The sequence below is a fragment of the Citrobacter sp. CK194 genome, from assembly GCF_030333395.1.
In the GTDB taxonomy this organism is placed as follows: domain Bacteria; phylum Pseudomonadota; class Gammaproteobacteria; order Enterobacterales; family Enterobacteriaceae; genus Citrobacter_B; species Citrobacter_B koseri.
In genome coordinates this window covers 27,770-51,944 of record NZ_JAOWGA010000016.1, presented here as the reverse complement: position 1 = coordinate 51,944, position 24,175 = coordinate 27,770, and the positions used below count along the sequence as shown (strand labels likewise).

The window sequence follows — 24,175 nt, the reverse complement described above, 5'->3', positions numbered from 1 at the left end:
GTCAACTAAACTCTCCGCTACAATGGGTGCCCCTTATTCAAAGAGACATCCATTGTGGCGCTACTCATCATTACCACTATCCTGTGGGCCTTCTCCTTTAGCCTGTTCGGCGAGTATCTCGCGGGTCATGTTGATAGCTATTTTGCAGTGCTGGTGCGTGTTGGGCTGGCAGCGCTGGTGTTTCTCCCGTTTCTGCGTACCCGTGGGCATAGCGTAAAAACCATTGGCCTGTATATGCTGGTGGGAGCGATGCAGCTTGGCATTATGTATATGCTGAGTTTCCGCGCCTATCTCTATCTGACGGTCTCTGAACTGCTGCTGTTTACCGTCCTCACGCCGCTTTATATCACGCTGATTTATGATTTGATGAGCAAGCGTCGCCTGCGCTGGGGTTATGCCTTCAGCGCGTTGCTGGCGGTCATCGGCGCAGGGATTATTCGTTACGACCAGGTTACCGATCATTTCTGGACGGGGTTACTGCTGGTACAGCTTTCCAATATCAGTTTTGCCATCGGGATGGTGGGCTACAAGCGTCTGATGGAAACCCGGCCTATGCCGCAGCATAACGCGTTCGCCTGGTTTTACGTTGGGGCGTTTCTGGTGGCCGTTGTCGCCTGGTCTATGCTGGGGAACGCGCAGAATATGCCGGAAACGACGCTACAGTGGAGCATTCTGATCTTCCTGGGCGTGGCGGCGTCGGGTATCGGCTACTTCATGTGGAACTATGGCGCGACCCAGGTGGATGCCGGTACGTTAGGCATCATGAACAATATGCATGTGCCTGCGGGACTGTTGGTTAATCTGGCGATCTGGCATCAACAGCCCCACTGGCCGAGTTTTATTACAGGCGCGCTTGTGATACTGGCTTCCCTGTGGGTACATCGGAAGTGGGTCGCTCCGCGCTCCGTACAAACGGCAGATGGTCGCATGCGTGGTTCCGCGCCGAGCGAATAAACGCTTCAGTCACCGCCTGACGCTGCTCGCCATCGCGCACCGCAGCGTAGAGGCGGCTCCATAAACCGTCGCCCAGGGTTTTGGTGACGACCAGCCCCTGGCGTTCGAAACTCTCCACTACCCAGTGCGGCAGGGCGGCAATGCCCATTCTGGCGGCGACCATCTGAATCAGCAGCAGGGTGTTATCCACGTTTTTCAGTGACGGGCTGATGCCGGCGGGTTGCAGGAAATGCCGCCAGACATCCAGTCGGCTGCGCTGTACCGGATAGATCAACAGCGTCTCGCTGGCTAAATCTTCTGGCGTAATCTGCGTCTTACTGGCCAGCGGATGATCGGGCGCCAGCACCAGTCGTACTTCAAAATCGAACATCGGCGAATAGTGCAGCCCGCTGCGCGGTAGGATGTCTGATGTCATCACCAGATCCAGCTCCCCCTGTTGCAGCGCGGGCTGGGGATCAAACGTCACGCCGGATTTGAAATCCATCTCAACCTGCGGCCACCTGGCGTGGAAGTTTTCCAGCGCCGGGGTCAGCCACTGAATACAGCTATGGCATTCAATCGCAATGCGTAATCGGGTCTGCTGTGGTTCGTTACAGGCCTGTAGGGCGCGGCTAATCTGCGGCAGTACCTGGTTTGCCAGTTGCAGGAGAATTTCCCCCTGTGGCGTAAAACGCAGCGGCTGACTCTTACGGACGAATAACCGGAAGCCAAGGCGCTGTTCCAGATCGCTGAACTGGTGAGACAAGGCGGATTGGGTCTGGTGCAGCGTAGCCGCCGCAGCCGCCAGCGAACCGCTATTCCGCAACGCCTGGAGCGTTTTCAGGTGTTTAATCTCGATCATGAAAGTCCTTCACTTCGGCATGAGTAAATTGCGCTTGAGGAATATACAGTACCTGCCAATTATAGATGTGTAAACATCTGGACGTCTAAAACTCGTCATATTTCGACTTGCAGATGCGTTGGCTTCCTCGCTTACCCCAGTCACTTACTTCAGTAAGCATCCTGGGGATGCGCATCGTTGCCGCCTTCCTGCAAGCCGAACTATTTAGAGTTTTTTATTCAGATTCAATGAAATAAGAGAGGAATAAACATGACAATCCGCAATCACACCCTCGGTTTTCCTCGCGTTGGCCTGCGTCGTGAGTTAAAAAAAGCGCAAGAGAGCTACTGGGCGGGCAACGCCACCCGTGAAGACCTGCTGGCAACTGGACGTAAACTGCGTGCGCGCCACTGGGATCAACAAAAGCAGGCGGGCATCGACCTGCTGCCGGTGGGCGATTTCGCCTGGTACGACCATGTTCTGACCACCAGCCTGTTGCTGGGCAATGTACCGGCTCGTCATCAGAACAGCGACGGCTCGGTGGATATCGACACTCTGTTCCGCATTGGCCGCGGTCGCGCGCCGACCGGTGAACCGGCTGCGGCGGCGGAAATGACCAAATGGTTTAACACCAACTATCACTACATGGTGCCGGAGTTTGTGAAGGGCCAGCAGTTTAAACTGACCTGGACTCAGCTTCTGGATGAAGTGGACGAAGCGCTGGCGCTGGGTCACAAGGTGAAACCGGTACTGCTGGGGCCGGTAACCTACCTGTGGCTGGGTAAAGTGAAGGGGGAGTCGTTCGACCGTCTGAGCCTGCTGAACGACATTCTGCCGGTCTACAAACAGGTACTGACCGAGCTGGCGAAACGCGGCGTTGAATGGGTACAGATTGATGAACCTGCGCTGGTGCTGGAACTGCCGCAGGAATGGCTGGATGCTTACAAGCCTGCGTATGATGCGCTGCAAGGCCAGGTGAAGCTGCTGCTGACGACCTATTTTGAAGGCGTCACGCCGAATCTGGATACCATCGCCGCGCTGCCGGTACAGGGTCTGCACGTTGATCTGGTACACGGTAAAGATGACGTTGCCGAACTGCACAAGCGTTTGCCGTCTGACTGGCTGCTGTCTGCGGGGCTGGTTAACGGTCGCAACGTCTGGCGCGCCGATCTTACGGAAAAATATGCGCAAATTAAGGACATTGTCGGCAAACGCGACCTGTGGGTGGCCTCGTCCTGCTCTCTGCTGCACAGCCCGATCGACCTGAGCGTCGAAACTCGTCTGGATGCGGAAGTGAAGAGCTGGTTTGCTTTCGCGCTGCAAAAATGCGGTGAACTGGCGCTGCTGTGCGATGCGCTGAACAGCGGCGACACGGCAAAACTTGAAGCGTGGAGCGCGCCGATTCAGGCTCGTCGCCACTCCACCCGCGTGCACAACGCGGCGGTGGAGAAACGTCTGGCGGCGATTACCGCTCAGGACAGCCAGCGTGCCAGCCCTTATGCCGCACGTGCCCAGGCGCAGCGTAACCGTTTTAACCTGCCGTCATGGCCGACCACCACGATCGGCTCATTCCCGCAGACGACGGAAATCCGCGGCCTGCGTCTGGACTTCAAAAAGGGCAACCTTGATGCGAATCACTACCGTACCGGCATCGCTGAACACATCAAACAGGCGATCGTTGAGCAGGAGCGTTTAGGTTTAGACGTACTGGTACACGGTGAAGCTGAGCGTAACGACATGGTGGAGTACTTCGGTGAGCATCTGGATGGTTTTGTTTTCACCCAGAATGGCTGGGTGCAGAGCTATGGCTCCCGCTGCGTGAAACCGCCGGTCGTCATTGGCGATGTCAGCCGCCCGGAACCGATCACCGTGGAGTGGGCGAAATACGCGCAGTCCCTGACTGATAAACCGGTGAAAGGGATGCTGACCGGCCCGGTGACGATCCTCTGCTGGTCATTCCCGCGTGAAGATGTGAGCCGTGAAACCATCGCTAAACAGATTGCGCTGGCGCTGCGTGATGAGGTTGCCGATCTGGAAGCGGCGGGAATCGGCATCATTCAGATTGATGAACCGGCACTGCGTGAAGGGTTGCCGCTACGTCGCAGCGACTGGGATGCTTACCTGCAATGGGGTGTGGAAGCCTTCCGCATCAACGCTGCGGTGGCGAAGGATGATACCCAGATCCATACCCACATGTGTTACTGCGAGTTCAATGACATCATGGATTCTATCGCGGCGCTGGATGCGGACGTGATTACCATTGAAACGTCGCGTTCTGATATGGAGCTGCTGGAATCGTTCGAAGAATTTGAATACCCGAACGAAATCGGGCCGGGCGTCTACGACATTCACTCGCCGAACGTACCGAGCGTCGAGTGGATTGAAGCCCTGCTGAATAAAGCCGCTCAGCGTATTCCGGCGGAACGTCTGTGGGTGAACCCGGACTGCGGCCTGAAAACCCGCGGCTGGCCGGAAACCCGCGCCGCGCTGGCGAACATGGTCAAAGCCGCGCAGAATCTGCGTCAGGCATAATTCGGTGCTCGGGAAGCGCTAGCGCTTACCCGGGTTACAGGAAATCGCAATTGTTGTAGGCCCGGTAAGGCATAGCCGCCACCGGGCAATTAACGTTTATTTCTTCCCGCCGTACTGCGCAAACCACCCCAGCATTCTTTGCCAGCCATCTTTCGCCGATTCTTCGTGATAGCTTGGACGATAATCCGCATTAAAAGCATGCCCTGCATCCGGGTAAACGACGATCTCCGCTTTGGCGTTTGCTGCGCGCAGCGCCTGCCGCATGGTTTCGACGGTATCCACGGGAATGCCAGTGTCCTGCCCGCCATACAGCCCCAGAACCGGCGCGTTCAGATCGGTCGCGATATCCACCGGGTGTCTGGGCGAGTTCAGGGTTTTGTCCCCGACCAGCTTTCCATACCATGCTACCGCGGCTTTTAACTGTGGATTGTGTGCAGCATACAGCCAGGTAATACGCCCGCCCCAGCAAAAGCCGGTTATCATCAGACGATGCACATCGCCGCCGTTGCGGGAGGCCCAACTGGCGACGTGGTCCAGATCCGCCAGTACCTGAGAGTCCGGTACTTTGGCCACCAGACCGCTTAACAGCGTTGGGATATCGGCAAAATCATTCGGATCGCCTTCGCGGAAATAGAGTTCTGGTGCGATAGCCAGATACCCTTCCAGCGCCAGGCGGCGGCAAACGTCGCGAATATGTTCATGAACGCCAAAGATCTCCTGCACCACAATGACAACGGGTAACGCGCCATCGTTCACTTTTGGCCGCGCGTGCCAGGCGGGCATCTCATCACCCTGAGTAGGAATGGATGTTACGCCTGCGATAATGGCGTCATCAGGGGTGTGAACCGTTGTGGTAGCAAGGGGGGAAGCAGCAGGTGCAAAGCCAGATTGTTGTGTCGTTGTCATGGTATTCTCCGTACCCTTAAGGAAATAGCGCAATGTTAAATATAGACAGCATGCAACAAATCACATTGCCTGAAACAGGCTATCTTTTGTGCAATGGTGCGCGGTATTGATATGTCTATGTGATGTAACTCACTATTTTATGGTAATTCAATGCAATTTATTTACTTCATGGTGATGAGTGTCACGAAACTATTTTTAGCTCTTCGGTAAAGTGTCTTTTTGCTTCTTCTGACAAACCCGATTCACAGAGGAGTTTTTATGTCCAAGTCTGATGTTTTTCATCTCGGCCTCACCAAAAATGATTTACAAGGGGCTACGCTGGCTATCGTCCCTGGCGACCCGGAGCGTGTGGAAAAGATCGCCGCGCTGATGGAAAAGCCGGTTAAGCTGGCATCTCATCGCGAATTCACCACCTGGCGTGCTGAGCTGGATGGTAAAGCTATCATCGTCTGCTCTACCGGTATTGGCGGCCCGTCCACCTCTATTGCGGTAGAGGAACTGGCGCAACTGGGTATTCGTACTTTCCTGCGTATCGGCACCACTGGCGCTATTCAGCCGCATATCAACGTGGGCGATGTGCTGGTCACAACCGCGTCTGTACGTCTGGACGGAGCGAGCCTGCACTTTGCGCCGATGGAGTTCCCGGCCGTCGCCGATTTTGAATGTACGACTGCGCTGGTTGAAGCGGCAAAATCCGTGGGCGCGACCACTCACGTTGGCGTTACCGCCTCTTCTGACACCTTCTATCCGGGTCAGGAACGTTACGACACCTTCTCTGGCCGCGTCGTTCGTCGTTTCAAAGGTTCTATGGAAGAGTGGCAATCGATGGGCGTCATGAACTACGAAATGGAATCCGCCACGCTGCTGACCATGTGCGCGAGCCAGGGTCTGCGTGCCGGTATGGTAGCGGGCGTTATCGTTAACCGCACTCAGCAAGAGATCCCGAATGCGGAAACGATGAAACAGACCGAAAGCCATGCGGTGAAAATTGTCGTGGAAGCGGCGCGTCGTCTGCTGTAATTCTTCCCTTCCCCACGAAAGGCCGACGCGTTCGGCCTTTTCTTTTTGCGTAGCGCCTCGCAGGAAAACCCTTTCAAACTGGACGTTTATACAGCACAATTCTATTTTGTGCGGGTAATTCCTTGATGCAGGGGGCGTGGTGGATATCACAATCATTTTGTATGCCGTGTTGGCGCTGGCAGGTGTGGGGGTAGGCTGGCTGATCGCCAGTTATCAACAGGCGCAGCATAAGGCCGAACAGCTGGCGGAGCGTGAAGAGATTGTAGCGTCGCTCAGCGCTGCAAGACAGCAGGTCGCGCTAAGCGAACACTGGCGCGAGGAGTGTGAACTGCTCAATAACGAACTACGCAATCTGCGGGACATCAACACCTCGCTGGAAGCGGATCTGCGTGAAGTCACCACGCGGCTGGAGGCCACTCAGATGCATGCGGAAGATAAAATCCGCCAGATGATCAACAGCGAACAACGCTTAAGCGAGCAGTTTGAGAACCTTGCCAACCGCATCTTCGAGCAGAGCAACCGCCGGGTTGATGAGCAAAACCGCCAGAGTCTGAATAGCCTGTTAACGCCGCTGCGCGAACAACTGGATGGCTTCCGTCGCCAGGTGCAGGACAGCTTTGGTCAGGAGGCGCGTGAACGCCACACCCTGGCGCATGAGATCCGCAATCTACAACAGCTGAATGCGCAGATGACGCAGGAAGCGGTGAACCTGACGCGCGCATTGAAAGGCGATAATAAAACCCAGGGTAACTGGGGAGAAGTGGTGCTGACGCGCGTGCTTGAAGCCTCGGGTCTGCGTGAAGGTTATGAGTATGAAACCCAGGTGAGTATTGAAAATGACGCCCGCTCGCGTATGCAGCCGGATGTCATTGTGCGTCTGCCGCAAGGGAAGGATGTCGTCATCGACGCCAAAATGACGCTGGTTGCCTATGAGCGCTATTTTAACGCTGAAGATGAGTACACGCGCGAAAGCGCGTTGCAGGAGCACATCGCGTCAGTACGTAACCATATTCGCTTGCTGGGGCGCAAGGATTACCAGCAGTTGCCGGGGTTACGCACGCTCGACTATGTGCTGATGTTCATTCCTGTCGAGCCTGCGTTTTTACTGGCGCTGGACAGACAGCCCGAACTGATTACCGAAGCGCTTAAAAATAATATTATGCTGGTCAGCCCGACGACGTTGCTGGTGGCGTTGCGTACGATTGCCAACTTATGGCGCTATGAGCATCAAAGCCGTAACGCGCAGCACATTGCAGACAGAGCCAGCAAACTCTACGACAAGATGCGCTTATTTATCGATGACATGTCGTCCATCGGCCAGAGTCTGGACAAAGCGCAGGACAACTACCGGCAAGCCATGAAAAAACTCTCCTCAGGGCGTGGAAATGTGCTGGCGCAGGCGGAGGCTTTTCGTGAACTGGGGGTGGAAATCAAACGCGAGATAAATCCAGATCTGGTTGAACGTGCGACCTCGCAGGATGAAGAGTATCGTTTACGCGCGGTTCCTGAAGATCAACAGGATACGCCTTGTGCTGATGATGAGCGGGTAAATCAGCAATCGCACTAGTTCCTTCGGGGTAGCGGAGCCCGGTTGAAGGGTAGGGCAAATTGGCCCAATCTGTTACACTTCTCGAACATTTTATTGATGAGCAGGCACTGAGATGGTGGAAGATTCACAAGAAACGACGCACTTTGGCTTTCAGACCGTCGCTAAAGAGCAGAAAGCTGACATGGTGGCCCACGTTTTTCATTCTGTGGCGTCAAAGTACGATGTCATGAATGACTTGATGTCATTTGGCATTCACCGCTTGTGGAAACGCTTCACCATCGACTGTAGCGGCGTGCGTCGTGGTCAGACCGTTCTTGACCTGGCGGGTGGTACAGGCGACCTGACAGCCAAATTCTCGCGTCTGGTTGGCGAAACCGGCAACGTTATCCTGGCGGATATCAATGACTCGATGCTCAAAATGGGCCGCGAGAAGCTGCGTAACATTGGCGTGATTGGCAATGTTAAGTACGTGCAGGCCAACGCCGAAGCGCTACCTTTCCCGGATAACACATTCGATTGCATCACCATTTCGTTTGGTCTGCGTAATGTGACGGAAAAAGAGAAAGCGCTGCGCTCCATGTACCGTGTACTGAAACCGGGCGGGCGTTTGCTGGTACTTGAGTTTTCTAAACCAATTATCGAGCCGCTGAGCAAAGCGTATGACGCATATTCATTCCACATTTTGCCGCGTATTGGCTCAGTCGTGGCGAATGATGCGGACAGTTACCGCTATCTGGCGGAATCTATCCGTATGCATCCGGATCAGGACACCTTAAAAGCGATGATGCAGGACGCCGGGTTTGAAAGCGTCGATTACTACAACCTGACGGCGGGCGTTGTTGCGCTGCATCGTGGCTATAAGTTCTGACAGGAGACCGGGGATGCCTTTTACACCCTTCGTGACCGCAGGAATCGAAAATCTGCTCAATACCTTTCTGTACCGTTCACTGGCGCTGAAATCCGCCAGAGCGCGTTTGCAGGACAAGGTGCTGCGTGTGGAGCTCAAAGGATTTTCGACGCCGCTCGTATTGGTGTTCAGTGAACGCCAGGTCGATGTGCTGGGGGCATGGGAAGGCGAGGCTGATTGCACGGTCATCACGCATGCCAGCGTGTTGCCTGAATTGCGCGATCGCCAGCGGCTTACCGCGCTTATTCGCAGCGGCGAGCTGGAGGTTCAGGGCGATATTCAGGTGGTACAGAATTTTGTGGCGCTGGCCGATCTGGCGGAATTCGATCCCGCAGAGCTTTTAGCGCCTTATACCGGCGATATCGCGGCGGAAGGGATCAGCAAAGTCCTGCGTGGCGGCGCTAAGTTTTTACGTCATAACATTCAGCGTCAGCAGCGTTATATCGCTGAGGCGATGACTGAAGAGTGGCGTATGGCGCCCGGGCCGCTGGAAGTGGCATGGTTTGCAGAAGAAACGGCAGCCGTTGAGCGTGCAGTAGACGCGCTGACTAAACGGCTGGAAAAACTGGAGGCCAAATGACGCCAGGTGAAGTACGGCGCCTTTATTTCATCATTCGCACCTTTTTAAGTTACGGCCTTGATGAGCTGATCCCCAAAATGCGTATCACGCTGCCGCTTCGGTTATGGCGTTACTCATTATTCTGGATGCCGAACCGGCATAAAGACAAACCGCTGGGTGAACGATTAAGGCTGGCTTTGCAGGAGCTGGGGCCGGTGTGGATCAAATTTGGTCAAATGCTTTCCACCCGTCGTGACCTTTTTCCGCCTCAGATTGCCGATCAGCTTGCGCTATTGCAGGATAAAGTCGCCCCTTTTGATGGCGCGCTGGCGAAAGCACAAATTGAAGAAGCAATGGGCGGCCTGCCTGTTGAAGAGTGGTTTGATGACTTTGACATCCAGCCATTAGCCTCTGCGTCGATTGCCCAGGTACATACCGCGCGGCTGAAGTCGAACGGTAAAGAGGTGGTGATTAAGGTTATCCGCCCGGATATTCTGCCGGTTATTAAAGCCGATTTAAAACTGATCTACCGTCTTGCCCGTTGGGTGCCGCGCCTGCTGCCGGATGGACGACGCCTTCGCCCGACCGAAGTCGTTCGCGAGTATGAAAAAACGCTGATCGATGAGCTGAATTTGCTGCGTGAATCGGCAAACGCCATCCAGCTACGGCGTAATTTTGAAAACAGCCCCATGTTGTATGTTCCTGAAGTCTATTCCGACTACTGTAGTCAGGACATGATGGTCATGGAGCGGATTTACGGCATTCCCGTTTCGGATGTGGCGACGCTGGAAAAGAACGGCACCAACATGAAGCTGCTGGCTGAGCGTGGCGTACAGGTCTTCTTTACCCAGGTGTTCCGCGACAGTTTTTTCCATGCGGATATGCACCCTGGCAATATCTTCGTCAGCTATGAGCATCCTGAAAATCCGAAATACATTGGGATTGATTGCGGCATTGTGGGGTCGCTGAACAAAGAGGATAAACGCTATCTGGCGGAGAATTTCATCGCGTTCTTTAACCGTGACTACCGCAAAGTAGCGGAACTGCATGTGGATTCAGGGTGGGTGCCACCGGATACCAATGTTGAAGAGTTTGAGTTCGCTATCCGCACCGTGTGCGAGCCCATTTTCGAAAAACCGCTGGCGGAAATCTCGTTTGGTCACGTTTTATTAAACCTTTTCAATACGGCGCGTCGATTTAACATGGAAGTCCAGCCACAGCTGGTATTGTTACAAAAGACATTGCTGTATGTTGAAGGGGTTGGACGCCAGCTCTATCCACAGTTGGATCTGTGGAAAACGGCGAAGCCGTTTCTTGAATCCTGGATTAAAGATCAGGTTGGCATTCCTGCGCTCACCAGAGCACTTAAGGAAAAAGCGCCGTTCTGGGTCGAAAAAATGCCAGAAATACCTGAACTGGTGTATGACAGTTTGCGCCAGGGCAAATATTTACAGCACAGTGTTGATAAGATTGCGCGCGAGCTTCAGGAGAATCATGTGCGTCAGGGACAATCCCGCTATTTACTGGGCATTGGCGCGACGTTGTTGTTAAGTGGGACATTCCTGCTTGTCAGCCGCCCGGAATGGGGGCTGATGCCTTGCTGGTTAATGGCCGGAGGCCTGGTCGCCTGGCTGATTGGCTGGCGTAAAACTCGCTGATTTTTTCATCGCTCAAGGCAAGTCGTGTATAATGCGACCTTAATAATTCATCATCTATCACAGAGGAACTCGTATGGGTGGTATCAGTATTTGGCAGTTGTTGATCATTGCCGTCATCGTTGTACTGCTATTTGGCACCAAAAAGCTCGGCTCCATCGGTTCCGATCTTGGCGCGTCCATTAAAGGCTTCAAAAAAGCGATGAGCGATGATGATGCGAAGCAGGATAAAACCAGTCAGGACGCTGATTTTACCGCTAAATCTATCGCTGATAAGCAAGGTGAAGCGCAAGGCGAAGCGAAGAAAGAAGACGCCAAAAGTCACGATAAAGAGCAGGTATAATTCGTGTTTGACATCGGTTTTAGCGAACTGCTGTTGGTATTCGTGATCGGCCTCATCGTTCTGGGGCCTCAACGATTGCCGGTAGCGGTAAAAACGGTAGCGGGCTGGGTACGCGCGTTGCGATCCCTTGCGACCACGGTGCAGAATGAACTGACCCAGGAGCTGAAGCTCCAGGAGTTTCAGGACAGTCTGAAGAAGGTCGAAAAAGCGAGCCTCCAGAATCTGACTCCAGAACTGAAAGCCTCGATGGATGAACTTCGTCAGGCCGCGGAGTCGATGAAGCGTTCCTACAGCGCCAACGATCCTGAAAAAGCGAGCGATGAAGCGCATACCATCCATAATCCGGTGGTGAAGGATAACGAAGCGCAGCATGAAGGGGTTACACCTGCCGCCGCTGAAACCCAGGCCAATTCTCCTGAGCAAACACCGGAAACGGCTGATGCCGGGCAGCCTGAACAGACGGAAGCCGCTTCCGTAAACGAGATGGACGCAGAAAAGAAATCCGCCGCGACTGTTGTCGAATCCTCCCCCTCGTCGAGTGATAAATCGTAAACATGGCTGTAGATGATACCCAACCTCTTATTACGCATCTGATTGAACTGCGTAAGCGTCTGTTGAACTGCATTATTGCGGTTATTGTGATTTTTCTGGCGTTGGTCTATTTCGCCAATGACATTTATCACATGGTTGCCGCGCCGCTGATCGAACAGATGCCGCAGGGTGCGACGATGATCGCCACCGACGTGGCCTCGCCGTTTTTCACCCCTATCAAACTGACTTTTATGGTGTCGCTGATCCTGTCTGCGCCCGTGATTTTGTACCAGGTATGGGCGTTTATTGCCCCTGCGCTGTATAAGCATGAACGTCGTCTTGTCGTGCCGCTGCTGGTGTCCAGCTCGCTGTTGTTCTATATCGGCATGGCGTTCGCCTACTTTGTGGTCTTCCCGCTCGCGTTTGGTTTCCTTGCCAATACCGCGCCGCAGGGCGTACAGGTTTCTACCGATATCGCCAGTTACCTCAGCTTTGTGATGGCGTTATTTATGGCATTCGGCGTCTCTTTCGAGGTGCCCGTCGCGATTGTCCTGCTCTGCTGGATGGGGGTAACTACCCCTGAGGACTTGCGTAAGAAGCGTCCTTACGTCGTGGTTGGCGCGTTTGTCGTGGGGATGCTGCTGACGCCGCCAGATGTCTTCTCACAAACATTGCTGGCGATACCGATGTACTGCCTGTTTGAGGTTGGCGTGTTCTTCTCTCGCTTCTATGTTGGTAAACGACGTCCACGAGAAGAAGATGACGAGGCCGAGACTGAGCAGGCCGGGAAAACTGAAGAATAAACGCAACCGCCCGTCAGGGCGGTTGTTATATGGGAGGAAGCATGTTTGATATCGGCGTTAATTTAACCAGTTCGCAATTTGCGAAAGATCGCGATGACGTGGTGACGCGCGCGCTGGCTGCCGGGGTGTCGGGTATGCTTCTGACCGGAACCAATCTGCACGAAAGCCAGCAGGCGCAAAAACTGGCGCAGCGTTATGCCTGCTGCTGGTCGACGGCTGGCGTACATCCGCATGACAGCAGCCAGTGGCAATCAGAAACTGAAGACGCGATCGTGGCTCTGGCGAGCCAGCCGGATGTGGTGGCGATTGGCGAATGTGGTCTGGACTTCAATCGTAATTTTTCCACGCCGCAAGAACAGGAACGTGCATTCCAGGCGCAGTTGCGCATTGCCGCTGAGTTGCAGATGCCCGTTTTTATGCACTGTCGGGATGCGCATGCGCGTTTTCTGGCGCTGCTTGAGCCGTGGCTGGATAAACTCCCGGGCGCGGTATTGCATTGCTTTACCGGTACGCGTAAGGAGATGCAGGAGTGCATAGACAGAGGGCTTTATATCGGTATCACGGGTTGGGTCTGCGATGAACGTCGCGGTCTTGAATTGCGTGAGTTGCTGCCCTTCATCCCTGCGGAAAAACTGTTGATTGAGACCGACGCCCCTTACCTGTTGCCGCGCGATCTCACGCCTAAACCGGCTTCGCGGCGTAACGAACCGGCGCATCTGGCGCACATTCTTGCGCGCGTTGCCCACTGGCGCGGGGAAGACCCGCAATGGCTGGCGGCCACAACGGATGCCAATGTCAAAACGCTGTTTGGGATTGCCTTCTAAAGCGCGCTTAAACTTTACGAAACGCGGTGTTTTTCACGCTCTGCTTCACCTCTTTATTCAGCAGGTTAAGCAGCAGCATGGAGCGCGCTTCGCCATCCGGTTCGGTAAAAATCGCCTTCAGACCTTCAAATGCGCCTTCAGTGATAATCACGCTGTCCCCTGGGTAGGGCGTTTCGGGATCAACAATGCCTTCCGGTTTGTAGACAGAAAGCTGATGAATCACGTTGGACGGAACGGTGGCAGGGTGCGCACCAAACCGCACGAAGTGGCTGACGCCGCGCGTGGCGTTGATCGTGGTGGTATGAATCACTTCCGGGTCGAATTCAACAAACAGATAGTTAGGAAAGAGCGGTTCGCTAACGGCGGTACGTTTGCCGCGCACCATTTTTTCCAGCGTGATCATCGGCGTCAGGCAATTTACCGCCTGTCTTTCGAGGTGTTCCTGGGCACGCTGAAGTTGCCCGCGCTTGCAGTACAGTAAATACCAGGATTGCATAATAACTCTTATCCGCTTGTCCGGGGCGCAAGCATAACAAAAGCCATGCGCTAAGTTAATTATACCCGTTGTATTTCAGGCTGCTTCTTTGTTGGCTACCTCGCCGCAATCTGAAATTTATTGGGTAGATAACCCCCGGGTTCCCCTGTACCGTCAGAGTTCACGCTAATTTAACAAAAATACAGCATCACGATGATGAACGCCGTATAATGAGGCGCTTACAAAGAGGCCACAACTGACGCCATGAAATATCACGACTTACGCGACTTCCTGACGCTGCTGGAACAGCAGGGTGAACTCAAACGCATTACGCTTGCGGTAGATCCTCATCTGGAAATGACTGAAATTGCTGACCGTACGCTGCGTGCGGGCGGGCCAGCTCTGTTGTTTGAAAATCCCAAAGGCTATGCGATGCCGGTGCTGTGCAACCTGTTTGGCACGCCCAGACGCGTCGCAATGGGTATGGGCCAGGAAGATGTCACCGCGTTGCGCGAAGTCGGCAAGCTGCTGGCGTTTCTGAAAGAGCCGGAGCCGCCGAAAGGGTTCCGTGACCTGTTTGATAAGCTGCCGCAGTTTAAGCAAGTGCTGAACATGCCGACCAAACGACTACGCGGCGCGCCGTGCCAGCAGAAAGTGTTCTCTGGCGACGACGTTGATTTACAGCGTATTCCCATCATGACCTGCTGGCCGGAAGATGCCGCGCCGCTTATTACCTGGGGGCTGACCGTGACGCGTGGCCCTCACAAAGAGCGGCAAAATCTGGGGATCTACCGTCAGCAACTGATCGGCAAAAACAAGTTGATCATGCGTTGGTTGTCGCATCGTGGCGGCGCGCTGGATTTCCAGGAGTGGTGCGCGGCGCATCCTGGCGAGCGTTTCCCGATTGCCGTGGCGCTGGGCGCCGATCCGGCCACCATTCTCGGCGCAGTGACTCCCGTACCGGATACACTGTCGGAATACGCGTTTGCAGGGCTGCTGCGTGGCACAAAGACGGAAGTGGTTAAATGTCTCTCCAGCGATCTTGAAGTACCTGCAAGTGCGGAAATCGTCCTGGAAGGTTATATTGAACCGGGCGAAATGGCGGCGGAAGGGCCGTATGGCGACCACACCGGTTATTACAATGAAGTGGATAACTTCCCGGTTTTCACCGTTACGCACATTACGCAGCGTGAAGACGCCATTTATCACTCGACTTATACCGGCCGACCGCCTGATGAACCTGCTGTGCTCGGTGTGGCGTTGAATGAAGTCTTCGTCCCGATTTTGCAAAAGCAGTTCCCGGAAATTGTTGATTTCTATCTTCCGCCGGAAGGGTGTTCTTATCGACTGGCCGTTGTAACGATGAAAAAGCAGTACGCGGGTCATGCGAAACGCGTCATGATGGGCGTTTGGTCATTTTTACGCCAGTTTATGTATACCAAATTTGTTATCGTCTGCGATGACGACGTCAACGCACGCGACTGGAATGATGTGATTTGGGCGATCACCACCCGTATGGACCCGGCGCGGGATACGGTGCTGGTAGAAAACACCCCCATTGATTATCTGGATTTTGCCTCGCCGATCTCCGGGCTAGGTTCAAAAATGGGACTGGATGCCACAAACAAATGGCCGGGCGAAACCCAACGTGAGTGGGGGCGTCCTATCAAGAAAGATCCTGAAGTGACTGCGCGTATTGACGCGATTTGGGATGAGTTGGCCATCTTTAACGACGGTAAAGGCGCCTGAGGCGCGATCGTTTTGCCCTATAGACCCGACAGAGGGAGCGCATGACAACCTTAAGCTGTAAAGTGACCTCGGTAGAAGCTATCACCGATACCGTATATCGCGTTCGTTTAGTGCCAGACGCGGCGTTTTCCTTTCGCGCTGGTCAGTATCTGATGGTCGTAATGGATGAGCGGGATAAGCGTCCGTTCTCTATGGCCTCCACGCCGGATGAGCACGGATTCATTGAGCTGCACATTGGCGCTTCGGAGCTTAATCTGTATGCGATGGCGGTGATGGATCGCATTCTGAAAGACAGAGAAATTGTCGTCGATATTCCGCATGGCGAAGCCTGGCTGCGTGATGATGAAGAGCGCCCGCTGATTCTGATTGCGGGGGGAACGGGTTTCTCCTATGTCCGTTCAATTTTGCTGACGGCGCTTGCGCGTAATCCGAATCGCGACGTGACGATCTACTGGGGCGGACGTGAAGAGAAGCATCTTTACGATCTCGCTGAGCTGGAGGCGCTTTCGGTTCAGCACCCGAATCTGCGCGTTGAGCCGGTGGTTGAGCAACCGGAAGAAGACTGGCGTGGCCGCACGGGTACGGTATTAACTGCGGTATTGCAGGATCACGGTACGCTGGCGGGGCATGATATCTACATTGCCGGTCGTTTTGAGATGGCGAAAATCGCTCGTGACCTGTTCTGCAATGAGCGTAACGCGCGGGAAGATCGCCTGTTTGGCGATGCGTTTGCCTTTATCTAAGCAATAAAAAAACCCGCCCCTGACAGGCGGGAAGAACGGCAACTAAATTGTTATAGAGTGGCATTTGCGTTGTAGGCCGGATAAGACGCCTGAGCGTCGTCATCCGGCATGGTCGCCGGGGGCGCTTCGCTTGCCCGGCCTGCAATAAATAACGCTCTATGATTGAACTCGCTCAAATACTGTCGCGATACCCTGACCTAATCCGATACACATCGTCGCCAGGCCAAACTGGGCGTCTTTGCGCTCCATCAGATTCAACAGCGTGGTGCTGATGCGCGCCCCGGAACAACCCAGCGGGTGGCCCAGTGCGATCGCGCCGCCGTTGAGGTTGATCTTCTCGTCAATCTGCTCCATCAGTCCCAGATCTTTTATACACGGCAGGATCTGCGCGGCAAACGCTTCGTTCATTTCAAACAAATCGATATCGCTGGCGGCAAGCCCTGCTTTTTTCAGCGCCAGTTTTGACGCCGGAACCGGGCCGTAACCCATAATTGAGGGATCGCAACCGACAACCGCCATTGAACGAATGCGGGCACGTGGTTGCAGACCCAGTTCACGCGCACGGCTTTCGCTCATTACCAGCATGGCGGCTGCGCCATCGGAGAGGGCGGAAGAGGTGCCTGCGGTCACGGTGCCGCTGACCGGATCAAACGCGGGGCGCAGAGTCGACAGCGCTTCGACGGTGGTCTCCGGGCGGATGACTTCGTCGTAGTTAAACTGCTTCAGCACGCCGTCGGCGTCATGACCGCCGGTCGGGATGATCTCGTTTTTAAACGCGCCGGACTGCGTGGCTGCCCAGGCGCGGGCGTGTGAACGTGCGGCAAACGCATCCTGCATTTCACGGCTGATGCCGTGCATACGGGAAAGCATTTCTGCCGTCAGCCCCATCATCCCGGCGGCTTTGGCTACGTTGCGGCTCAGGCCGGGATGGAAATCGACGCCATGACTCATTGGCACATGGCCCATATGCTCCACGCCGCCAATCAGGCACGACTGTGCGTCACCGGTCATGATCATCCGTGCGGCATCGTGCAGCGCCTGCATGGAGGAACCACACAGACGGTTAACGGTGACCGCCGGAACGGAGTGGGGGATTTCAGCCAGTAGCGCGGCGTTGCGGGCGATGTTAAAACCCTGCTCCAGCGTTTGTTGCACGCAGCCCCAGTAAATGTCGCCGATAGCGGCTGCTTCCAGCGCGGGATTACGCGCCAGCAGACTGCGCATTAAGTGTGCGGAGAGATCTTCTGCCCGCACGTTACGAAATGCGCCGCCCTTTGAACGGCCCATCGGGGTGCGAATTGCATCGACAATGACAACCTGTTCCATTGTGACTCCTTAAGCCGTTTTCAGGTCGCCAACCGGGCGGGCTGGCTCAACCGGGGGATAGTACGGTTCGTTATGGCGCGCTTTGTTACGCAGACCTTCCGGCACTTCATAGAGTGGGCCGAGGTGCTGATACTGCTGCGCCATATCGAGATATTTTGCGCTGCCGAGCGTATCCAGCCAGCGGAACGCGCCGCCGTGGAACGGAGGGAAGCCCAGACCGTAAACCAGCGCCATATCCGCTTCTGCCGGACTGGCGATGATGCCTTCTTCCAGACAGCGCACCACTTCGTTGACCATCGGAATCATCATGCGGGCGATAATCTCTTCGTCGCTGAAGTCGCGTTTCGGCTGGCTGACCTCTGCCAGCAGGCTGTCCACGGCTGCGTCTTCTTCTTTCTTCGGCTTGCCTTTGCTGTCTTCTTTATAGCGCCAGAAACCCAGACCGTTTTTCTGACCATAGCGGCTGGCGTTAAACAGCGCGTCGATGGCATCACGATAATCTTTCTGCATACGCTGTGGGAAACCGGCCGCCATGACTGCCTGTGCATGATGCGCGGTATCGATCCCGACCACATCCAGCAGATAAGCCGGGCCCATCGGCCAGCCAAACTGTTTCTCCATCACTTTGTCGACTTTGCGGAAATCGGCGCCGTCGCGCAGTAGCTGGCTGAAACCGGCGAAATACGGGAACAGTACGCGGTTAACAAAGAAGCCGGGGCAGTCGTTGACCACAATCGGCGTTTTGCCCATTTTGCTGGCCCAGGCGACGACTTTAGCGATGGTTTCATCCGAGCTTTTCTCGCCGCGAATGATTTCAACCAGCGGCATCCGGTGTACCGGGTTAAAGAAGTGCATGCCGCAGAAGTTTTCCGGGCGCTTCAGCGCGCTTGCCAGTTCACTAATTGGAATGGTGGACGTATTTGACGCCAGCACGGTATCCGGGCGGACGTTGTCTTCGGTCTCCGCCAGTACCGCTTTCTTCACTTTCGGGTTTTCCACTACCGCTTCGACCACTACATCAACGCGATCAAAACCGGCGTAGTTCAGCGTTGGGTGAATCGTTGAAATCACGCTCGCCAGTTTCAGACCGTCGATCCTGCCGCGTTCCAGCTGCTTATTCAGCAGTTTCGCCGCTTCGGTCATGCCCAGCGTCAGGGATTTGTCGTTGATATCTTTCATGATCACCGGCACGCCTTTCCAGGCTGACTGGTAAGCGATGCCGCCGCCCATAATACCTGCGCCCAGTACGGCTGCCTGCTTCGGTGTTTCAACGTCTTTGGTCAGCTTTTTCGCTTTACCTTTCACGAACTGATCGTTGAGGAAGATGCCGACCAGCGCGCGGGCTTCATTGGTATGCGCCAGCGGGACAAAGCTTTTATTTTCCAGATTCAGGGCTTCTTCACGGCCAAAGCGTGCGGCGGCTTCGATCGTTTTCACGGCGGTCATCGGGGCGGGGTAATGCTTCCCGGCCGTCTGCGCCACCATGCCTTTGGCGATGGTAAAGCTCATCGCCGCTTCAATTTTACTGAGCTTCAACGGTTCCAGCTTCGGCTGGCGTTTGGCTTTCCAGTCCAGTGAGCCGTCAATCGCCTGACGTAATACCGCTATTGCGCCATCAAGCAGTTTTTCCGGTTTCACGACACCGTCGACCAGGCCGATTTTCAGCGCCTGCTCAGCGCCGATGTCTTTCCCGGCAGCAATAATTTCCAGCGCGCTGTCAGCGCCCAGCATACGCGGCATACGGACAGAACCGCCAAAGCCCGGCATGATGCCCAGCTTCGTTTCTGGCAGGCCAATGCGCAGATCCGGCGTCACCAGACGATAATCGGTCGCCAGTACGCACTCGCAGCCGCCGCCCAGCGCATAGCCGTTGATGGCGGAAAGCGTTGGCACCGGTAAATCTTCGAGGCGATTAAAGACGCTGTTGGCAAAGTGCAGCCACTGGCTTAACTGTTCTTCAGGAACAAGGAACAGCGAAAGGAATTCGGTGATATCGGCACCGACAATAAAGGCTGCTTTGTTAGAGCGCAGCAGCAGCCCTTTTAAATCTGTTTGCTTTTCCAGCACGTCCAGCGCCTGGCCGAGGCTGGCGACGGTCGCAGTGTCGAGTTTATTGACCGATCCTGGGGCATCGAACACCAGTTCGGCGATGCCATCTTCCAGCCAGTCGAGGTACAGGGTGTCGCCTTTGTAAAGCATGTCAGTCTCCTGAATCCGCAAGGTGATCTGGTCATACCAGATGAAGCGAGTGTGTATTTTGTGTTAAAAAAATGCAAATGAGAGATTAAAAAAATGCCGATGCGATCACGCTCGGCAGAAATCACGCTCTCCCGGAGCGATGTGCTAAGATGCGGAGATTCGAGGTCAAAAAAACAGAAGGGTAGAAAATGGAATCACTGGCCGCACTCTATAAAAATCATATAGTTACCTTACAAGAACGGACGCGTGACGCACTGGCGCGTTTTAAGCTGGATGCGCTACTTATTCACTCCGGCGAGCTTATCAACGTCTTCCTCGACGACCATCCCTATCCGTTTAAAGTTAACCCGCAGTTTAAAGCCTGGGTACCGGTCACACAGGTTCCAAATTGCTGGTTGCTGGTCGATGGCGTGAATAAACCCAAACTGTGGTTCTACCTGCCGGTAGATTACTGGCACAACGTTGAGCCGCTGCCCACGTCGTTCTGGACCGAAGAGGTAGAGGTGATTGCCCTGCCGAAAGCCGACGGTATTGGCAGCCAGCTCCCTGCCGCGCGCGGTAATATCGGTTACATCGGTCCGGTGCCGGAGCGTGCGCTGCAACTGGATATCGCCGCCAGCAACATCAACCCGAAAGGGGTGATCGATTACCTGCATTACTACCGTGCGTACAAAACGGATTACGAACTGGCCTGTATGCGTGAAGCGCAGAAAACGGCGGTGAACGGCCATCGCGCGGCAGAAGAAGCGTTCCGTTCCGGTATGAGCGAGTTCGACATTAACCTGGCTTACCTGACCGCGACCGGCCACCGTGACACCGATGTGCCTTATAGCAATATCGTGGCGCTCAACGAGCACGCTTCGGTTCTTCATTACACCAAACTGGATCATCGCGCGCCGTCTGAAATGCGCAGCTTCCTGCTGGATGCCGGGGCGGAATATAACGGTTACGCCGCAGACCTGACGCGTACCTGGGCGGCAAACAATGACACCGATTACGCTCAGTTAATCAAAGATGTGAATGACGAACAGCTGGCGCTGATTGCGACCATGAAAGCGGGCGTCAGCTACGTGGATTATCACATTCAGTTCCATCAACGCATCGCGAAATTGCTGCGTAAGCATCATATCGTCACCGATATCAGCGAAGAAGCGATGGTCGAGAACAATCTCACCGGGCCGTTTATGCCGCACGGTATTGGTCATCAACTGGGTCTTCAGGTTCATGATGTTGCAGGCTTTATGCAGGACGATACCGGGACGCATCTGGCCGCGCCGTCGAAATACCCTTATCTGCGCTGCACCCGCGTGCTGCAACCGCGCATGGTGTTGACCATTGAGCCGGGGATCTACTTTATCGAATCGCTGTTGGCGCCGTGGCGCGAGGGGCAATTCAGCAAGCACTTCAACTGGCAGAAAATTGAAGCGCTGAAACCGTTCGGCGGCATTCGTATTGAAGACAACGTGGTGATTCACGAAAACGGTGTTGAAAATATGACGCGGGATTTGAAACTGGCGTGATGGACAGCTGGTTAATCCCTGCGGCGCCGGTCACTGTCGAGGAAGAGATCAAAAAAAGCCGCTTCATTACGCTGCTCGCCCACACGGACGGCGTTGAAGCGGCGAAAGCCTTTGTTGATGCTGTCAGAGCGGCGCATCCAGATGCGCGTCATCATTGCGTGGCATGGGTGGCGGGCGCGCCGGATGATTCACAACAGCTGGGATTTTCTGATGATGGCGAACCGGCGGGAACGGCGGGCAAACCGATGCTTGCCCAGCTAATGGGCAGCGGCGTTGGCGAGATCACCGCTGTCGTGGTGCGTTACTATGGCGGTATTCTGCTCGGCACCGGTGGGCTGGTAAAAGCCTACGGCGGCGGCGTGAATCAGGCGTTGCGTCAGTTAACGACGCAGCGCAAGACGCCGTTAACCGAATATACTTTGCAGTGTGAGTACGGCCAACTGGCCGGAATAGAAGCATTATTAGGGCAGTTTGCCGGTCAAATCGTTACCAGCGATTATCAGGCATTCGTTCGGCTCAGGGTGGCGCTTCCTTATGCGAATGTGGATGAATTTTCAGCAAGGCTGGCGGATTTTAGCCGTGGTTCATTGCAATTGTTAGCGATTGAAGAATAATCCCACCTCATTTTGAAGAACAAAGGAAGCGGCAGAGATGCATTTTCGCGCCATTACCCGAATCGTTGGACTGTTGGTCATTTTATTTTCGGGAACAATGATCCTCCCTGGACTGGTTGCGTTGATCTACCGTGATGGGGCGGGGCGGGCATTCACGCAGACATTCTTTGTCGCACTGGTGATCGGCTCTCTGCTGTGGTGGCCCAACCGCCGGGAGAAAGGCGAGCTTAAATCCCGCGAAGGGTTTCTCATTGTGGTGCTGTTCTGGACCGTACTGGGAAGCGTGGGGGCGTTGCCGTTTATCTTCTCTGAAAGCCCGAACCTCACTATTACCGATGCTTTTTTTGAATCATTCTCCGGCTTAACGACAACGGGCGCGACGACGCTGGTGGGGCTGGACTCTTTACCGCACGCGATTCTCTTTTACCGCCAGATGCTGCAATGGTTTGGCGGGATGGGGATCATTGTGCTGGCGGTGGCGATTCTCCCTATCCTCGGCGTCGGGGGGATGCAGCTCTACCGCGCAGAAATGCCGGGGCCGCTGAAAGACAATAAAATGCGCCCGCGTATTGCGGAAACGGCAAAGACGCTATGGCTGATTTATGTGTTACTGACGGTGGCCTGCGCGCTGGCGCTATGGTTCGCCGGAATGCCCGCGTTTGACGCCATTGGGCACAGTTTTTCTACTATCGCGATCGGCGGTTTCTCTACGCACGATGCCAGCGTCGGTTATTTCGATAGCCCGACCATTAACAGCATCATGGCTATCTTCTTGCTGATCTCTGGCTGTAACTACGGTCTGCACTTCTCTTTATTAAGCGGGCGCAGCCTGAAAGTTTACTGGCGTGACCCTGAATTTCGCATGTTCATTGGCGTTCAGTTGACGCTGGTAGTGATCTGTACGCTGGTGCTGTGGTTCCACGATATCTATAACTCGGCGCTGACCACGCTCAACCAGGCGTTCTTTCAGGTCGTATCAATGGCGACAACAGCCGGGTTTACCACTGACAGCATCGCCCGCTGGCCGCTCTTTCTGCCGGTGCTGCTGTTATGCTCTGCGTTTATCGGCGGCTGTGCGGGGTCAACGGGCGGCGGGCTGAAGGTGATCCGCATCCTGTTGCTGTTCAAACAGGGGAACCGTGAACTGAAGCGTCTGGTCCATCCGAATGCGGTTTACAGTATAAAACTGGGGCACCGTGCGCTGCCGGAACGTATCCTCGAAGCGGTATGGGGATTCTTTTCTGCTTATGCCTTAGTCTTTATTGTCAGTATGCTGGCCATTATCGCGACTGGCGTGGATGACTTTTCCGCGTTTGCCTCCGTTGTGGCGACCCTTAACAACCTGGGGCCAGGGTTAGGTGTGGTTGCGGACAACTTTGCCAGCATGAACCCTGTTGCGAAATGGATTCTGATCGCCAATATGTTATTTGGTCGTCTTGAAGTCTTTACTTTGCTGGTACTTTTTACCCCTACCTTCTGGCGTGAATAATGGAGTAACACGTGAAAACATTGATTCTTTTTTCTACCCGGGACGGACAAACGCGCGAGATAGCTTCTTATCTGGCCTCGGAATTAAAGGAGTTGGGGATCTGGGCGGATGTGATTAATCTCCATCGTACTGAAGAGCTGGACTGGCAAAGTTACGATCGCGTGGTGATTGGCGCCTCTATTCGTTATGGTCATTACCATGCCGCTTTCCAGGAGTTTGTGAAGAAGCACGCTACGCGCCTGAACGCGATGCCGAGTGCGTTTTATTCCGTTAACCTGGTCGCGCGTAAACCTGAAAAGCGCACACCGCAGACCAACAGCTACGCGCGCAAGTTTCTGATGAGTTCGCAGTGGCGACCCGATCTTTGCGCCGTTATTGCTGGCGCGCTTCGTTACCCTCGTTACCGCTGGTATGACCGTCTGATGATTAAACTCATTATGAAGATGTCTGGCGGTGAAACGGATACGAGTAAAGAAGTGGTCTATACCGACTGGGAACAAGTGGCGAATTTTGCCCGCGACATCGCCCAATTAACCAACAAATCGTTGGCAAAATAAACGTAAAGAATAAAAAACACGCAGTCGGAAAATAATTTTAAATTTCCCCTTGTCAGGCCGGAATAACTCCCTATAATGCGCCTCCACTGACACGGAACAA

Annotated in this window: 22 protein-coding genes; 17 read left to right on the top strand and 5 right to left on the bottom strand. The window is 54.6% G+C overall.

Annotation, left to right across the window (positions count from 1 at the left end):
• Nucleotides 1-54: 54 nt before the first annotated feature.
• Nucleotides 55-954, top strand: a complete 900-nt coding sequence (locus tag OGX80_RS08005; RefSeq protein ID WP_012131171.1) for a carboxylate/amino acid/amine transporter — start codon at nucleotides 55-57, stop codon at nucleotides 952-954.
• Here OGX80_RS08005 and metR read toward each other — a convergent pair.
• Complete coding sequence (gene metR, locus OGX80_RS08000; protein ID WP_012131173.1) at nucleotides 842-1,795, bottom strand: HTH-type transcriptional regulator MetR; 954 nt, start codon at nucleotides 1,793-1,795, stop codon at nucleotides 842-844. The genes OGX80_RS08005 and metR overlap by 113 nt on opposite strands.
• A gap of 249 nt (nucleotides 1,796-2,044) precedes the next feature.
• Between metR and metE the strand changes: the two genes are divergently transcribed.
• A complete protein-coding gene (gene metE, locus OGX80_RS07995; protein WP_115182277.1) occupies nucleotides 2,045-4,306 on the top strand; it encodes a 5-methyltetrahydropteroyltriglutamate--homocysteine S-methyltransferase in 2,262 nt (753 codons plus the stop codon).
• Nucleotides 4,307-4,402: 96 nt separating this feature from the next.
• Here the strand turns inward: metE and OGX80_RS07990 are convergent, their stop codons facing one another.
• Nucleotides 4,403-5,212: a dienelactone hydrolase family protein gene (locus OGX80_RS07990; RefSeq protein ID WP_115182276.1), complete on the bottom strand. Its 810-nt coding sequence runs from the start codon at nucleotides 5,210-5,212 to the stop codon at nucleotides 4,403-4,405.
• Between the two features lie 258 nt (nucleotides 5,213-5,470).
• On the opposite strand from OGX80_RS07990, the gene udp reads away from it, so the two are divergent.
• The 9 genes from udp to tatD all read left to right on the top strand — a co-directional run bounded on the left by udp (nucleotide 5,471) and on the right by tatD (nucleotide 13,403).
• Entirely contained in the window at nucleotides 5,471-6,232 is a 762-nt protein-coding gene (gene udp, locus OGX80_RS07985) for a uridine phosphorylase (protein WP_012131176.1), read from the top strand.
• Nucleotides 6,233-6,371: 139 nt separating this feature from the next.
• Nucleotides 6,372-7,799, top strand: coding sequence for a DNA recombination protein RmuC (rmuC, locus tag OGX80_RS07980; RefSeq protein WP_115182275.1), 1,428 nt, complete (start codon nucleotides 6,372-6,374; stop codon nucleotides 7,797-7,799).
• Nucleotides 7,800-7,893: 94 nt separating this feature from the next.
• Entirely contained in the window at nucleotides 7,894-8,649 is a 756-nt protein-coding gene (gene ubiE, locus OGX80_RS07975) for a bifunctional demethylmenaquinone methyltransferase/2-methoxy-6-polyprenyl-1,4-benzoquinol methylase UbiE (RefSeq protein WP_012131179.1), read from the top strand.
• A 13-nt stretch (nucleotides 8,650-8,662) separates the two neighbouring features.
• Nucleotides 8,663-9,268 (top strand): ubiquinone biosynthesis protein UbiJ, encoded by a 606-nt coding sequence (gene ubiJ, locus OGX80_RS07970; RefSeq protein ID WP_115182274.1) that lies wholly within the window; start codon nucleotides 8,663-8,665, stop codon nucleotides 9,266-9,268.
• Entirely contained in the window at nucleotides 9,265-10,905 is a 1,641-nt protein-coding gene (gene ubiB / locus OGX80_RS07965) for a ubiquinone biosynthesis regulatory protein kinase UbiB (protein WP_012131181.1), read from the top strand. The genes ubiJ and ubiB overlap by 4 nt, the downstream gene beginning before the upstream one ends.
• Before the next feature lie 73 nt (nucleotides 10,906-10,978).
• Nucleotides 10,979-11,245 (top strand): Sec-independent protein translocase subunit TatA, encoded by a 267-nt coding sequence (gene tatA, locus OGX80_RS07960; RefSeq protein ID WP_012131182.1) that lies wholly within the window; start codon nucleotides 10,979-10,981, stop codon nucleotides 11,243-11,245.
• 3 nt (nucleotides 11,246-11,248) lie between these two features.
• Entirely contained in the window at nucleotides 11,249-11,797 is a 549-nt protein-coding gene (tatB, locus tag OGX80_RS07955; protein ID WP_012131183.1) for a Sec-independent protein translocase protein TatB, read from the top strand.
• A 2-nt stretch (nucleotides 11,798-11,799) separates the two neighbouring features.
• Nucleotides 11,800-12,579: a Sec-independent protein translocase subunit TatC gene (gene tatC / locus OGX80_RS07950; RefSeq protein ID WP_012131184.1), complete on the top strand. Its 780-nt coding sequence runs from the start codon at nucleotides 11,800-11,802 to the stop codon at nucleotides 12,577-12,579.
• A gap of 41 nt (nucleotides 12,580-12,620) precedes the next feature.
• The gene (gene tatD / locus OGX80_RS07945; protein ID WP_058668356.1) at nucleotides 12,621-13,403 is read left to right on the top strand and encodes a 3'-5' ssDNA/RNA exonuclease TatD; all 783 of its coding nucleotides are present in this window, start codon (nucleotides 12,621-12,623) and stop codon (nucleotides 13,401-13,403) included.
• A 7-nt stretch (nucleotides 13,404-13,410) separates the two neighbouring features.
• Here the strand turns inward: tatD and rfaH are convergent, their stop codons facing one another.
• Nucleotides 13,411-13,899, bottom strand: a complete 489-nt coding sequence (rfaH, locus tag OGX80_RS07940) for a transcription/translation regulatory transformer protein RfaH (RefSeq protein WP_104867953.1) — start codon at nucleotides 13,897-13,899, stop codon at nucleotides 13,411-13,413.
• A gap of 243 nt (nucleotides 13,900-14,142) precedes the next feature.
• Here rfaH and ubiD point away from each other — a divergent pair, with 243 nt between their 5' ends.
• Entirely contained in the window at nucleotides 14,143-15,627 is a 1,485-nt protein-coding gene (gene ubiD, locus OGX80_RS07935) for a 4-hydroxy-3-polyprenylbenzoate decarboxylase (RefSeq protein ID WP_012131187.1), read from the top strand.
• A 41-nt stretch (nucleotides 15,628-15,668) separates the two neighbouring features.
• On the top strand, nucleotides 15,669-16,370 hold the full coding sequence (gene fre, locus OGX80_RS07930) for an NAD(P)H-flavin reductase (protein ID WP_115182273.1): 702 nt from the start codon (nucleotides 15,669-15,671) through the stop codon (nucleotides 16,368-16,370).
• Between the two features lie 156 nt (nucleotides 16,371-16,526).
• On the opposite strand, the gene fadA is transcribed toward fre, so the two are convergent.
• Together fadA and fadB are read right to left on the bottom strand one after the other, a co-directional pair.
• Entirely contained in the window at nucleotides 16,527-17,696 is a 1,170-nt protein-coding gene (fadA, locus tag OGX80_RS07925) for an acetyl-CoA C-acyltransferase FadA (RefSeq protein ID WP_115182272.1), read from the bottom strand.
• A 9-nt stretch (nucleotides 17,697-17,705) separates the two neighbouring features.
• Nucleotides 17,706-19,895, bottom strand: coding sequence for a fatty acid oxidation complex subunit alpha FadB (fadB, locus tag OGX80_RS07920; RefSeq protein ID WP_115182271.1), 2,190 nt, complete (start codon nucleotides 19,893-19,895; stop codon nucleotides 17,706-17,708).
• Between the two features lie 188 nt (nucleotides 19,896-20,083).
• On the opposite strand from fadB, the gene pepQ reads away from it, so the two are divergent.
• From pepQ to hemG, 4 genes are read left to right on the top strand one after another with little or no spacing between them, the layout of a single operon-like run.
• Entirely contained in the window at nucleotides 20,084-21,415 is a 1,332-nt protein-coding gene (gene pepQ, locus OGX80_RS07915; protein WP_049009825.1) for a Xaa-Pro dipeptidase, read from the top strand.
• Entirely contained in the window at nucleotides 21,415-22,029 is a 615-nt protein-coding gene (locus OGX80_RS07910) for an IMPACT family protein (protein WP_012131194.1), read from the top strand. The genes pepQ and OGX80_RS07910 overlap by 1 nt, the downstream gene beginning before the upstream one ends.
• A 37-nt stretch (nucleotides 22,030-22,066) precedes the next feature.
• Nucleotides 22,067-23,518 carry a Trk system potassium transporter TrkH gene (trkH, locus tag OGX80_RS07905; RefSeq protein ID WP_012131195.1) on the top strand — a complete coding sequence of 484 codons (1,452 nt, stop codon included), beginning with the start codon at nucleotides 22,067-22,069 and terminating at the stop codon, nucleotides 23,516-23,518.
• A gap of 11 nt (nucleotides 23,519-23,529) precedes the next feature.
• The gene (gene hemG, locus OGX80_RS07900) at nucleotides 23,530-24,075 is read left to right on the top strand and encodes a menaquinone-dependent protoporphyrinogen IX dehydrogenase (protein WP_047459942.1); all 546 of its coding nucleotides are present in this window, start codon (nucleotides 23,530-23,532) and stop codon (nucleotides 24,073-24,075) included.
• The last annotated feature ends 100 nt before the right edge of the window (nucleotides 24,076-24,175 follow it).